At 29.1% G+C, this 13,436-nt stretch carries 16 protein-coding genes; all 16 read right to left on the bottom strand.

Translation table 11 applies throughout. The annotated features are described in order from the left end of the window. Nucleotides 1-3: 3 nt before the first annotated feature. From JWYL7_RS04510 to JWYL7_RS04435, 16 genes are read right to left on the bottom strand one after another with little or no spacing between them, the layout of a single operon-like run. Nucleotides 4-897, bottom strand: coding sequence for a MinD/ParA family protein (locus JWYL7_RS04510; protein ID WP_066069557.1), 894 nt, complete (start codon nt 895-897; stop codon nt 4-6). Between the two features lie 5 nt (nt 898-902). Then, a complete protein-coding gene (flhF, locus tag JWYL7_RS04505; protein ID WP_066069555.1) occupies nt 903-2,012 on the bottom strand; it encodes a flagellar biosynthesis GTPase FlhF in 1,110 nt (369 codons plus the stop codon). Between the two features lie 2 nt (nt 2,013-2,014). Further along, nucleotides 2,015-4,048: a flagellar biosynthesis protein FlhA gene (flhA, locus tag JWYL7_RS04500; RefSeq protein ID WP_066069553.1), complete on the bottom strand. Its 2,034-nt coding sequence runs from the start codon at nt 4,046-4,048 to the stop codon at nt 2,015-2,017. Between the two features lie 9 nt (nt 4,049-4,057). Further along, complete coding sequence (flhB, locus tag JWYL7_RS04495) at nt 4,058-5,137, bottom strand: flagellar biosynthesis protein FlhB (protein ID WP_066069550.1); 1,080 nt, start codon at nt 5,135-5,137, stop codon at nt 4,058-4,060. A gap of 10 nt (nt 5,138-5,147) precedes the next feature. After that, entirely contained in the window at nt 5,148-5,882 is a 735-nt protein-coding gene (gene fliR, locus JWYL7_RS04490; RefSeq protein ID WP_331722137.1) for a flagellar biosynthetic protein FliR, read from the bottom strand. Nucleotides 5,883-5,937: 55 nt separating this feature from the next. Next, nucleotides 5,938-6,207 carry a flagellar biosynthesis protein FliQ gene (fliQ, locus tag JWYL7_RS04485; RefSeq protein ID WP_066069545.1) on the bottom strand — a complete coding sequence of 90 codons (270 nt, stop codon included), beginning with the start codon at nt 6,205-6,207 and terminating at the stop codon, nt 5,938-5,940. Between the two features lie 13 nt (nt 6,208-6,220). Next, nucleotides 6,221-6,973, bottom strand: a complete 753-nt coding sequence (gene fliP, locus JWYL7_RS04480) for a flagellar type III secretion system pore protein FliP (protein WP_083528276.1) — start codon at nt 6,971-6,973, stop codon at nt 6,221-6,223. After that, a complete protein-coding gene (locus JWYL7_RS04475) occupies nt 6,960-7,241 on the bottom strand; it encodes a flagellar biosynthetic protein FliO (protein WP_066069539.1) in 282 nt (93 codons plus the stop codon). The genes fliP and JWYL7_RS04475 overlap by 14 nt, the downstream gene beginning before the upstream one ends. 6 nt (nt 7,242-7,247) lie before the next feature. Beyond that, nucleotides 7,248-7,610: a response regulator gene (locus JWYL7_RS04470; protein ID WP_066069536.1), complete on the bottom strand. Its 363-nt coding sequence runs from the start codon at nt 7,608-7,610 to the stop codon at nt 7,248-7,250. Between the two features lie 32 nt (nt 7,611-7,642). After that, entirely contained in the window at nt 7,643-8,761 is a 1,119-nt protein-coding gene (fliY, locus tag JWYL7_RS04465) for a flagellar motor switch phosphatase FliY (protein WP_066072353.1), read from the bottom strand. Next, nucleotides 8,754-9,752 (bottom strand): flagellar motor switch protein FliM, encoded by a 999-nt coding sequence (fliM, locus tag JWYL7_RS04460; RefSeq protein WP_066069531.1) that lies wholly within the window; start codon nt 9,750-9,752, stop codon nt 8,754-8,756. Before fliM ends, fliY begins: the two co-directional genes overlap by 8 nt. Before the next feature lie 15 nt (nt 9,753-9,767). Beyond that, nucleotides 9,768-10,184, bottom strand: a complete 417-nt coding sequence (locus JWYL7_RS04455) for a flagellar basal body-associated FliL family protein (protein WP_066069528.1) — start codon at nt 10,182-10,184, stop codon at nt 9,768-9,770. 10 nt (nt 10,185-10,194) lie between these two features. Further along, nucleotides 10,195-10,938 carry an OmpA family protein gene (locus JWYL7_RS04450; protein ID WP_066069525.1) on the bottom strand — a complete coding sequence of 248 codons (744 nt, stop codon included), beginning with the start codon at nt 10,936-10,938 and terminating at the stop codon, nt 10,195-10,197. Beyond that, entirely contained in the window at nt 10,931-11,713 is a 783-nt protein-coding gene (locus JWYL7_RS04445) for a flagellar motor protein (RefSeq protein ID WP_066069522.1), read from the bottom strand. The genes JWYL7_RS04450 and JWYL7_RS04445 overlap by 8 nt, the downstream gene beginning before the upstream one ends. A gap of 15 nt (nt 11,714-11,728) precedes the next feature. Beyond that, nucleotides 11,729-11,926 carry a flagellar FlbD family protein gene (locus JWYL7_RS04440; protein WP_066069519.1) on the bottom strand — a complete coding sequence of 66 codons (198 nt, stop codon included), beginning with the start codon at nt 11,924-11,926 and terminating at the stop codon, nt 11,729-11,731. Between the two features lie 12 nt (nt 11,927-11,938). Then, nucleotides 11,939-13,429, bottom strand: coding sequence for a flagellar hook protein FlgE (locus tag JWYL7_RS04435; protein ID WP_066069515.1), 1,491 nt, complete (start codon nt 13,427-13,429; stop codon nt 11,939-11,941). Between the last annotated feature and the right edge of the window lie 7 nt (nt 13,430-13,436).

Here is a 13,436-nt window from a genome sequence, read left to right as displayed (position 1 = left end):
AAATTACCCCCTACCACTTAAAAAAAAGTTAGATAGTTTCTTTATAAAAGAATTAAAAATTCCTTCACTTTTTTCAGTTCCCAAAATTTTATTACTTATTTCATCTATGTTGTTAGTTGCTGTGCTATTTGGAGCATTTATATAAAAAGGGATTTGGCTTTTAACTGACATTTGTACGTTTTTATCATTACATATATACCCAAGGTAACCTACATCAAAATTTAGAAATTTTTTGCTAGCTATTTTTATTTTCTCATACGCAAACAATGCTTCATTTTCATCTTCACATTTGTTTACAACTAAATTTATCTTTTTATTGCTATCTTCTCTTATAGCAACTTTTATAAGAGCATATCCATCTGTTACTGCTGTTGGTTCAGGAGTTATAACTACTATCACTTCATCAGATGCTGATAAGAATGACATAACGGATTTTGATATTCCAGCTCCTGTATCTATTAGTATAAAATCGGTTTTTTCTTTCAACAGATATATACTATTTAATATCTTATTTAACTCATTTAATGGTAAATCCACTACTTCACTTATTCCGGCTCCACCCGAAATAATTTGTATTCCTAATGGACCATCTACTATTACATCTTCTATATTTATATTATTTTTAGTTAGATCTAAAAGTCCTAATTTAGGAGTTATTCCTAATAGAATTTCTATATTAGCTAATCCTAAATCTGCATCTATTATTGTAACTTTATGACCTTTTTTTCTTAATGATAAAGCTAAGTTCAAAGTAAAATTAGATTTACCTACTCCTCCTTTACCACTACTTACACATATAACTCTTGGCTCTTTATCTTGTATATCACTTCGGAGTTGTTCAGCTTTATATGAATTCTTTTTTATTATAGCACTTCTAAGTTTTGAAGCTTGATCCATAAGCACTACCCTTTCAATAATTCATTAATATATTTTGATATGTCAAAGTGTTCTATATCATCAGGAACATTTTGACCAAATGTTGTATAAGCTATAGATTTGTTTGTTACAGATAAAATATCTAAAATAATCCCAAATCTAGATGTTTCATCAAGCTTTGTAACAATTATTTTATAATCTTCAACAAACGAATACTCTTTTATTATATCTTTTATATCGTCTATATTCCAATTAGCGTTTATAACTAGATATATATCTTTATTGTTAATTTCATTTAACATGTCTTTTAATTCTTGCATTTGCCTTTTATTTTTATGGCTTCTTCCTGCTGTATCTACGAATATCAAGTCTCTATTTTTGAGTCTTTCTAAAGATACTTTTATATCCTGTATATCATATACAACCTCTATTGGACAATTTAGTATTTCAGCGTAGACTTTTAATTGATCTACAGCTCCAATTCTATATGTATCAAGTGTTAAAAAAGCTATTTTTTTATCATTAATTAATACTGACTCTGAAGCAAGCTTTGCTAATGTAGTAGTTTTCCCTACTCCAGTAGGTCCTATAAAAATATTTATTTTATTTTGAAATTTGTGTGTATATGAACTAAATTTATTTATCACATACTTCTCAATTTTAGATTCTAAGCTAGTGTTTTTATTATCTGATATGTCTATTTCTGATAACATGCTTTCTATAAAGTGAGACGATACTCCTTTAGATCTTAATTTGTTATATACATCTTTTAGTTCTTCTTTTATATTTGTTTCATCATCAAAATTTATAGTCACTTTGTTACTTATTGTTCTAAGGTATGATTTTAATTCATTTATTTCTTTTTTTAGACTCGTTATATCATCTTTCGCAAAATGTTGTTTTGGCTCATAATGTTCCTCTATTTGTATATTTGCCTTAGGTTTTATAGCATAATCATTTGAAGTTTCGTTTTCTAAAGCAGCTAATACTTCTATCTGTTCTTTTTTAATAATTCCAAATAATTTACCTTTTTTTACTTTTTTTGTGTGAAGTATTACTGCTTTGTCTCCTAACTCTTTTTTTATAGTATTCATTACTTCTTGTATATTATCGCCGTAAAATTTTTTTATTTGCATTATTAAACGCTCACCATCCCTGCAGATTGTATTTTAACTTTAGGGTCTATTTCATTATACGACAAAACAACTATATCTTCGCTTATTTGATCTATAAATCTTTTTAAATATATTCTTACAACAGGAGATGTAAGAATTATTGGTTGATGTCCTATTGAAACAAGCTTTTCAACCTGCTTTAATATCTCATTTGCTAGTGTTTGAGATATATGTGGATCTAATGCTAGATATGTTCCTGTTTCAGTATTTTGTAAAGAATCTACAATTGTCTGTTCAAGTCCTTGATCTAAAGTTATAACTTTAGCTTCTTGTGTCGGTATAAATACTTTAGTTATTGTTCTAAATAAAGCTTGTCTTACATATTCTGTTAACATGTCAGTATCTTTAGTTAAAGCTGCATAGTCTGCTAGTGTCTCTATTATTGTAGGTAAATTCCTTATAGGTACTCCTTCTTTGAGTAAATTACATAATACCTTTTGAAGTTCTCCTAAAGATAATAAATTAGGTATAACTTCTTCTACTAATGCCGGATAATTTTCTTTTAAGTTATCAACTAGCATCTTAACTTCTTGTCTTCCTAAAAGTTCATGTGAAAATCTCTTTATTATTTCTGTTAAATGGGTTGATATTATCGATGGAGGGTCTACTACAGTATATCCTAATATTTCAGCTTTTTCTCTTTCTTTATCATCTATCCATTTTGCAGGTAATCCAAAAGCTGGTTCTATAGTATCAATTCCGCTAATTTCTCCTTCTGCATTTCCAGGATTCATTGCTAAGTAATGATCAAATAATATTTCTCCTCTTGCTATTTCTATACCCTTTATCTTTATTATATATTCATTTGCATCAAGCTGAATATTGTCTCTTAATCTTATCATAGGAACAATTATCCCCATTTCAAGAGCACATTGTCTTCTAATCATTACAAGCCTGTCAAACAAGTCTCCTCCTTGAGCCTTATCTGCAAGAGGAATTATCCCATATCCAAATTCTAATTCGATAGGATCAACCTGCAAAAGTGGTAAAACATTCTCAGGCTTTCTGATTTCCTCAATATCCACTTCTTTTTCTTGTGCTTCTTTTTCTTGTTCAGAAATATCTTTTTTAGATGCACTAATCATGTTATAGCCTAATACAGCGAATATTATAGACAGCATAAAATATGGAATGAATGGAAGTGGAGTTAAACCTAGAAAAAATAAAACTCCCGATACTATAAACATTGTTTTTGGCTGATTAAATAATTGCTTTATTACATCGCTACTTAAATTAGATTCAGAAGCAGCTCTTGTTACTACAATACCTGTTCCTGTAGAAATTAACAAAGCAGGAATTTGTGATACTAGACCATCACCTACTGTAAGCAATGTATATCTTGATATAGCTTCTTGAAGTGGCATTCCTTGAAATACCATTCCAACTACTAATCCTGCTGCTATATTTATAAGTGCAATTATTATACCTGCGATAGCATCTCCCTTTACAAACTTAGAAGCTCCATCCATAGCCCCATAAAAATCTGCTTCCATCTGTATTTTTTTTCTTCTTTCTCTAGCTTCTTTTTCATCTATTATTCCAGAATTTAAGTCAGCATCTATAGCCATTTGCTTACCTGGCATAGCATCAAGCGTAAATCTTGCTCCTACTTCTGAAACTCTCTCTGCACCTTTAGTAATAACCATAAACTGAATAATTACTATAATTATAAACACTATAAATCCAACTAATGCGTTTCCTCCCATTACGAAATTTCCAAACGCTTCAATAACATCTCCAGCACTTCCTTGACTTAATATATATCTAGTAGTTGTTATATTTAAAGCTAATCTAAACAAAGTTGTTACTAATAATAAAGAAGGAAACACTGAAAATTCTAAAGCCTCTTTAGTATATATAGAAATCAACAGTATTAAAAGAGAAATAGATATATTAAGGCTTAATAATAAATCTAACATAAAAAGAGGAACAGGTATAATTATCATCAAAATAATACCTATTATTCCAAGTGTAACTACAATATCTCGTGATCTCATCATTTCCTCCTATTTATTTCTTTTCAAAGAGTATACATAAGCGAGTATTTCTGCAATAGTTTCGTAAAGTTGTGGAGGTATCAAATCACCTATATCAATACTATTATATAGTTCTCTTGCTAAAGGTTTATTTTCTATTACAACTATTTCGTTTTCTTTAGCTATTTCCTTGATTTTTAAAGCTACTAAGTTTTTTCCTTTAGCTACAACATAAGGAGCATCATACATAGTTTCGTCATACCTTATAGCTACTGCATAATGAGTAGGATTTGTTATTATAACATCCGCCTTTGGAACATCTTGCATCATTCTGCTCATAGCCATCTGTCTTTGTTTTTGCTTAATCTTAGATTTTATCTGAGGATCTCCCTCTGTTTGTTTGAATTCTTCTTTTATTTCTTTTTTAGACATTTTTAAGTTTTTTTCATATTCATACCACTGATATAGATAATCAAAAAAAGACATCAATATTAATATGCATGCTAGTATAATACCAAGATTTATTGATAGACTATACAAGGTATATGAAAATTGAAACTTATTAAGATTTATTTGATTTAATATTATATTTAGGTTCCTTTTTAAATAAATATACGAAACAAATCCTAGTACAACTAATTTTAGAAAAGATTTTAAAAATTCAACTAAAGATCTTATAGAAAATAGCCTTTTGAAACCTTCAATAGGATTTAATCTGTTAAATTTAAATTTTAGATTTTCAGTTGTGAATAAGTTTCCAACTTGAATATATGCACCTAAAAATGATCCTATAAAATTTATAAAAATTATTATAAAAACTCCTTTTAAAATATAATATAGTATATATACTCCTATCCTATATCCTTGAGCTGTATCGAAATTAGAATACATAAAATTTTTTTGAAAAAATATTAAACTTTCATATATAGAAACAAATACATATTTTCCAAACAACTTAAGCCCTACAAGAGATAAAAGTAAAGTAAACGATGTTGTTACTTCCCTACTTTGAAGAACTTGTCCTTTTTTCCTAGCCTCTTGTCTTTTTCGTGGTGTTGCTTTTTCTGTTTTCTCTTCTGAGAAAAGTTGTAGATTTATTTTTATATTCATAAAATCATCCCTAAAGTATTCTTATAATTTTATAAATAAATTCATACATATTTGTAAATATCCTATCTCCCATAGCTACCATGTATGGAAATGAAACAGACATTATAGATAATCCTATAACTATCTTTAAAGGCATCCCTACTATAAATACATTCATTTGTGGCATAGTTCTTGCAAGTATTCCCAATATTAAATTAACTAAAAATATAGATATCATAACAATTATAGAAATCTTAATAGCTGATACAAACATATAATCCAGCAATTGTACAATAAATACAAATAAATTATTGTTTATATTTATTAAGCTATTTACAGGAAAAATATAAAAGCTATCTACCAGAGCTTTTATTAAATAATGATGTCCATTTAGTAACATAAACACTACTGTTAATATTGTATATATAAAATTTCCTGTGATAGGAACCTGAGAACCATACTGAGGATCTATAACATTTGCCATGCTAAATCCTAAATCTAAATCTAAAAAAGCTCCTGCTATGTAAAATATTGAAAATATCATATATGCTATAAATCCTATAACAAAACCTATTAATATTTCTTTTATACCTAGGAACATTATATTGAAAAAAGAATATTCCGAAACATTCCCCATATTAACATATGGCAATATGATATATGAAACTATTAAACAAAATCCTAATTTAAAAATATTCGGAAGGTTATTCCTTCCGAATATAGGGGAGACTACAAATAATCCTATGCATCGCGCAAAAATTAGCATATATAAATTCAAATAGCTTAGTATATCAACAAGTACCTTACTCATTTATATCATCCTATTTAATAAATTTATCTATATTTAAGAATAGATTTTTAGTAAAATTTGTTGCTGTTGATATCATCCAATGTCCAAATATTACAAGAGATAAAAACACTACTATTATCTTAGGAACAAATGCAAGCGTAGCTTCTTGTATTTGAGTAGTAGCTTGAAATATACTTACTAAAAGCCCAACTATAAGACTTAAAATTAATACTGGTGCTGATAGCAAAAGTATCATAGTTAGAGCCTGTTGCCCTAGATGTACAACAGAATTTACATCCATTTTTTCACTTCCTTTACTTAAATCCTACGACTATAGATCTAACTATTAAATTCCAGCCATCTATTAGTATAAAAAGTAGGATTTTAAATGGCAATGATATCATTGCTGGAGGCAACATAATCATTCCCATTGACATTAAAGTACTAGCTACTACCATATCTATTATGATAAAAGGAATAAATAATATAAACCCTATCTGAAAACCTGTTTTAAGTTCACTTATTAAAAATGCAGGTATTAATACTCTATTAGGGATATCTTCTAAACTTTGAGGCTTTGTTTCTGTTTTGCTCAATTCTAAAAATAAAGATATATCACTTTCTCTTGTTTGTTTAAACATAAAATTTCTAAGCGGTATCATAGCAGTATCAAATGCTTCTTCTTGAGTTATTTTTTCATCAAAATAAGGCTTTAAAGAGTTTTCATAAATTTCACTACCAACAGGCGCCATTATGAAAAAAGTTAAGAATATAGCTAGCCCTATTAAAACTTGAGTTGGTGGATTTTGTTGAGTTGCTAAAGCATTTCTTAAAAAAGATAATACTATAATTACTCTTGTAAATGATGTCATCATTATTATTATAGTTGGTAATAAAGAAAGTACAGTAAGTAAAAGTATTATCTCTATTGTACTACTTAAATTTTTAGGGTCGTTTGTACCGCTTATTTGCAGCGATATATTAGGTACTTGCTGTCCAAAAGACAGGCTCGTACTTATAAATGTAAGTACTATAGCTAAAAATATTCCTATTTTAGCTTTTTTCATTAGTATCATCCTCGATAATTAATCTATCTATAGTAGAAAAGCAGTTTTGAGATACTCCTATTATGTATTCATATTTTTTATAATTTACTAATATTATCTCTTTGTCTTTGCCTAAATAAAATCTTTCTACTATTTTTATTTTTTTGTTTTTCATTATATCATTATTCTTTTTTATCAAATATTTTGATGTTAAATTGATAAAATAAATCACTAAAATAAAAATACATAAGTAAGATATTATTCTAAAAATAATATATAAAGTATTCATAAATACCTATCCTAACACTTTTTTTACTGCTTCTAAAACTCTATCAGCTTGGAATGGCTTCACAATAAAGTCTTTAGCTCCAGATTGTATAGCTTCTATTACCATTGCTTGTTGCCCCATTGCTGAGCACATAATTATATTTGCATTTGGATCTATTTTTTTTATTTCTTTAACAGCTTGAATACCATCCATTTCTGGCATAGTTATATCCATCATTGTTAAAGCTGGTCTTAATTCCTTGTACTTTTCTACAGCTTTAAGACCATTTTCTGCTTCTCCAACTACCTCATAGCCATTTTTAGTTAAAATGTCCTTGATCATCATTCTCATAAAAGCAGCATCATCAACTAGTAGTATTCCCTTTGACATTTTTATAATTCCTCCTCTTTATTTCAAAATTATTATATAGATCTTAATCTTTTTTCTGGTTTTATAATATCAGTTATTCTTATTCCATAGTTTTCATCTATAACTACAACTTCTCCCTTTGCAATTTTCTTTCCATTGACCAATATATCTAATGGTTCTCCAACTAATTTGTCAAGTTCTATAACTGTTCCAGGAGCAAACTGTAGTATTTCATCTATAGATTTTTTAGTTCTTCCTAACTCAACTGTAACTTTTAGAAAAACATCTTTTATTAAAGAAATATTCTCTGGTATACTTGAAGATTGCGTACTTGGCGTATCAAAACTTTCAAACTTTACAGGTTGAACATTTATATTACTTTGAGGTTTTTGTTGTTTTGCTTCAAAAGACTTATCTAAATCTATGCTTATATCTTCACTTAAAGAGCTACTTAAATTATTATATTGATTATTTTCTTCTACTAAATTTGACACAGAAGTAGAAGATTCTCCATACAACATATTATTAACTAAATTTTTAGCAAAGTCAATAGGCAGAAGCTGCATTATATTACTATCTATCAAATTACCTATTTTCATTTCAAAAGATACTCTAACAATTTTTTCATTTCTTTTTATATATTCTAGTTCTATATTTTCATCTCCTAAATTATATTTAAACACATTTGGAGGAGATATATCTATTTTTTTAGATATCATCTCAGATATGGAGGTTGAAGATGAACCTACCATTTGATTCATAGCTTCACTTATCGCACTTAAATGTATATCATCAAGTTCTGAAGGTAAATTTGTAACTCCATCTCCGCCCATCATTAAAGATGTTATTATCTTTACATCTTCTTCTTTTAATATGAGTAGGTTTGTTCCTGTTAATCCTTCCTTATAATTAACTTGTACAGCAACAAACGGAAGTGAATATTGCTTAGCCATATCATCTATAGTAACAATATCTACTTTAGGTGTAGTTATATTAACTCTTTGATATAAAAGTGTAGATAAGGTTGTCGCCGCTGTACCCATACTTATATTGCCGATTTCTCCTAGTGCATCTTTTTCAATATCGCTAAGAATATCATCATCAGAAGAACTCATGTTCATAGTGCCTTTTAAAAGAGCATCTATTTCTTCTTGCGACAAGAAATCATTCATCATACTCATCATCATCCTTTTCAATTACTTTTGTAATCTTTACTGATAATTTATTTTTTATAGTTCCTGGTTTACCTAAGTATTTAACTCTATCCTCAACTGCTATTTCTATCTCATCATGAATCGTTTTGTCTAACGTTATAACATCTCCTTCTTGAAGATTTATAAAATCTTCAAGCGTTATATTTGCTTCTCCAACGATACATTTTATGTTTAATGTAGCTTTTTTTACTCTTTTTTCTATGATATTTTTTTCTTCATCAGTAGATTTTTTGCTGATGGTTGAAAACCAATATTTTGTACTTAGCTTTGGCAGTACAGGTTCTAACACTATGTGAGGAATACAGATATTTATTAACCCTTCTGTTTCTCCAATAGTAGCTCTAAATGTTATTAATGCTACTGTTTCATTATACGATGCTATCTGTGCAAACTGTGAATTTGTCTCTATTTTATCTACAGTAGGGGTTAGCTCTATTACATTTTCCCATGGATCTATAAAATATTTTACTATTTGTCTTATAATTTTGTTTAGTAAAGTTATTTCGATTTCTGTAAACGCTCTAATTTCACCTGTATAACTTCCAATTCCTCCAAGAATTCTATCTATTATAGAAAATGAAAGTTGGCTTGAAATTTCAAAAATAATTTGGCCTGGCAATGGATTAAAATCAATTATAGCTAATAATGCAGGATTTGATATAGAATTACTAAACTCGTAATAAGAAATTTCCTCTACAGATAATACTTCAATTTGAGTTTTTGTTCTTAGATATCCAGATAAAAATGTATTTAAAGCTCTAGCAAAATTTTCATGAATCATATTAAGTGTGCGCAATTGGTCGTTAGCAAGCTTTTTCGGACTTTTAAAGTCATACTTTTTGACTTTCTTTTCCTTAGTTTCTTGCTCAATCTCTTTTACGCTTACTTCTCCTGTATTTAAAGCCTGCAGCAGAGCATCTATTTCTTCTTGAGATAATATTTCAGACAATCACGCCACCTACCTTTACTGCACTATATAATTTGTAAAATATATATTAGTTATAGATTCCGTATTCATTAATCTAGATAATTCTTTTATAAGTTGCATTTTAAATTTCTCTACGCCCTCTGTTTTAACCATTTCGCTAGGATCTTGTGAAATTATTGTTCTCAAAACTAAATCTCTTAACAAAATATTGCTTTCTGCTAATTTTTTCGGAAGATTTTTATCAGTAGTTTCAATAGTTATATTTCCTTTAAAGTAATTATTATTATTTCCTATATTTGTGGAAAACTCTCCTGCATCATATATATATGTTTTTATATTCTTTTCTGTGTTTTGATGATTATTGAAAACAGTAAAATATAAAACAGCACCTAATGTCCCAAGAGATAATATGAATGCTACTATAGAAAATATTACTACTTTTTTTGTATTCATTGCCTTCCCCCTAATCTATATCTTTAATCACTTCAGATCTTAGTATTAATATGTCAACTCTTCTGTTTTTAGCCTTGTTCTCTGGTGAGTCGTTAGGAGCTACAGGATGATATTCACTATACCCAGAAGCAGATATTCTCCTAGGATTAATTCCTGTTTCTTCTATCAAAAACCTTACTACATTACTAGATCTTGAAACTGATAATTCCCAATTTGAAGGATATTTTGAGTTTCTTATAGGTACATTATCTGTATGCCCCTCAATTCTTATGAATTTTTCTCTAAATTCTTCTTTATTCAAAAGTCTTGAGATATAAGTTAGTGTTTCTTTTGACTTATCTTTTAAATCTGCCTTTCCTGAATCAAACAAGACATTATCCTTAAACCTTAGAAGAATTCCTGAATTTCCATTTATAACTGAAACATCATCCGCTAGTCCATTTTCATCTAAATATTGTCTAATTTCATGTTCTAACTTCTTGAAATCTTCTATTTCTCTTGTTTGTTTTGTATTTTTATCTTTTAAAGATCCATCTTTTATATAATTTTCACTATCTATAGTTTTTCCGCCATCTAATAGCCCTAGCGATCCTTGAAATGACATTATTATAGCCTCAAACTTTTGCGCATCTATAGTCGAATAGGAAAATAATAAAACAAAGAAACATAAAAGCAACGTAACCATGTCCCCATATGTGTTCATCCATTCTGGAGCACCTTTTTTAATGTCTTCTTGTTTTTTTTTTCTACGCATTTTCTTCTACTCTCCCTTCAGGAGATTTTCTCATAGCAGGAGATAAGAATGCCTTTAATTTTTCTTCAATTATTCTAGGATTTTCTCCTGCTTGAATCGAAAGAAGACCTTCAACAATTATTTCTTTTTCTAAAAGTTCATCTCTACTTTTAACTTTTAATTTATTAGCTATCGGTAAGAATATTAAATTTGCTAATAAAGATCCGTAAAACGTCGTAATCAGTGCCACCGCCATAGCTGGCCCTATGGTTGATGGGTCATCTAATTTTCTTAACATATTTATAAGACCTATTAAGGTTCCAACCATACCAAATGCAGGTGCAAAAGATCCCATTGTTTCGAATAAGCCTTGTCCTACTTTATGTCTTTCTTCTATGAATGACAATTCTGTTTCTAATAAATTTCTAACTAATTCTGGATCAGTTCCATCAACTATAAGAACTATCCCTTTTTTCATAAATTCATCTTCCATTTCATTTGCTAATTCTTCAAGGGCCAATAATCCTTCTTTTCTAGCTTTATTTGCAAGGTCTATTATGCTCTGTATTATATCTGATGATTGACCTTTTCTAGTTTGGAATGCTTTTTTTACTATTTTACCAGATTCTAATACTTTTGGGAGAGGATAAGCAACAAAAGTTGCTGCTATTGTCCCTCCCATAACTATCATCATAGATGCAGGATCTAAAAATGTTAGTATGCTACCATTACTTAATATTCCTATAGCGATTAATATAAATCCAGAGGCTATTCCTATGAGTGTTCCTAAGTCCAATTACTACACCTCTTTTCATTTGCTTATAATCTTTATATTTATGTCTTTTTTAAATTCTTTTACTTTTTTTATTATTGTGTCTATATCCTCTTTTACTACATACTTTTTTCCGGTAGTCAATGTTATAACCGTGTCGGGAGTTTTTTCTATTATTTCTATAAGATCACAATTTACAACGAATTCATCTTTATTAAGTCGTGTCAATTTTATCATAATTTCACCTTATTATCTCTTAAGATTTACTAATTCTTCTAACATCTGATCTGTTGTTGTTATAACTCTAGAGTTTGCCTGAAATCCTCTTTGTGTTGTAATCATATTTGTAAACTCTCTTCCTAGGTCTACATTTGACATTTCTAAAGTTCCTGGGTTAAGGTCTGCAAAACCATTTGTTGACGGAAATCCTATAACTGCAAGCCCAGAGTTTCTAGTGCTTATAAACATGTTAGATTGCATTTTTTGAAGACCTGCTGGGTTTGTAAAGTTTGCTAGTGCAACTCTTCCTAAAACCCTTCTTTGTCCATTGTCAAAATTTCCTATAATCTCTCCATTAGGAGCTATGGCAAAGTCTGTTAACGATCCTTGTTTGTATCCTTTTATATAAGTTGCTGCAGCAGTTGAAGTGCTAGCAAATTGTGTTAGATTGCTTAAATTTATATCAAATACAAGTTCATCAGCTCCAGCTGTTAATTCTTTTCCTATTTTGAAAGTCATTTTTCCGTCGCCTTTAACTAAACCTTTTTCATCGAATTTTATTTCAAATCCACCTGCTTGTAAAGCCCCACTTGCATCTTTAGTCCCATACATAAATCCATTAGCACCCTCATTTTCAACAGGATTTCCATCTGTACCTAATGTTATAGATTGTACTTTATTTCTATACATATTTCCATCTGGGTGAAGATAAAAAGCCTCTACATTCCAAGTGGTTTCTGGAGGATCAGTTGAAACTTCTTTTTTTATGAATACTAATTTTATTCTATGAACATTACCAAAATCATCAAATACTTCCATAGTAGTTTCTCTTCCTATACTTTGTTTATATTCATCTTCTGGAATATATAAAACCTTACCTTTTGATATAGTTAGATCTTTTCTATAAACCGAACCACTGTTTCCTATATTTACCACATCTCCTGTAGGTTGTGCTAGACTATTTAAGTTCCCTGAAAATATAACTACATCTTCTTCAGGATTATTAGGAGTTGGTTTTGTAGCTTGAGGTGGATAAACTATAGACTTATCTATTCTTAGTGCTTCAATATTACTTTTAAGATAACCACTTTCATCTGCCATATATCCTAATACTTTATATCCATCTTGAGTTACTAAATTTCCATTAACATCAATACTAAAGTTACCTGCTCTTGTATAATATCTATTTAAATAATTTGGATCATCAGAAACTATAAAAAAACCTTCGCCATTTATCATAAGATCAGTAGGGCTATCTGTTCTTTCACTAGCTCCTCTAGTATGTATAATGTCAACAGCTGCGACATCAGTACCTAACCCTACTTGCATAGGATTAGTTCCCCCTCTACCATCTTGAGCTGCTCCAGCACCTTTTATAGTTTGGTTAAATGTTTCTTTAAATGTTACTCTTGAACCCTTGTAAGCTACGGTATTAACATTTGCTATATTATTTCCTATAACATCCATTTTAAGCTGATGTGCTCTTAAACTTGAAATTGCTGAATACATAGATCTCATCATAAAAAAT

This window comes from Alkalithermobacter thermoalcaliphilus JW-YL-7 = DSM 7308 (assembly GCA_001584565.1).
Classification (GTDB): Bacteria; Bacillota; Clostridia; order Peptostreptococcales; family Peptostreptococcaceae; genus Alkalithermobacter; species Alkalithermobacter thermoalcaliphilus.
This window is presented reverse-complemented; position numbering and strand designations above follow the sequence as displayed.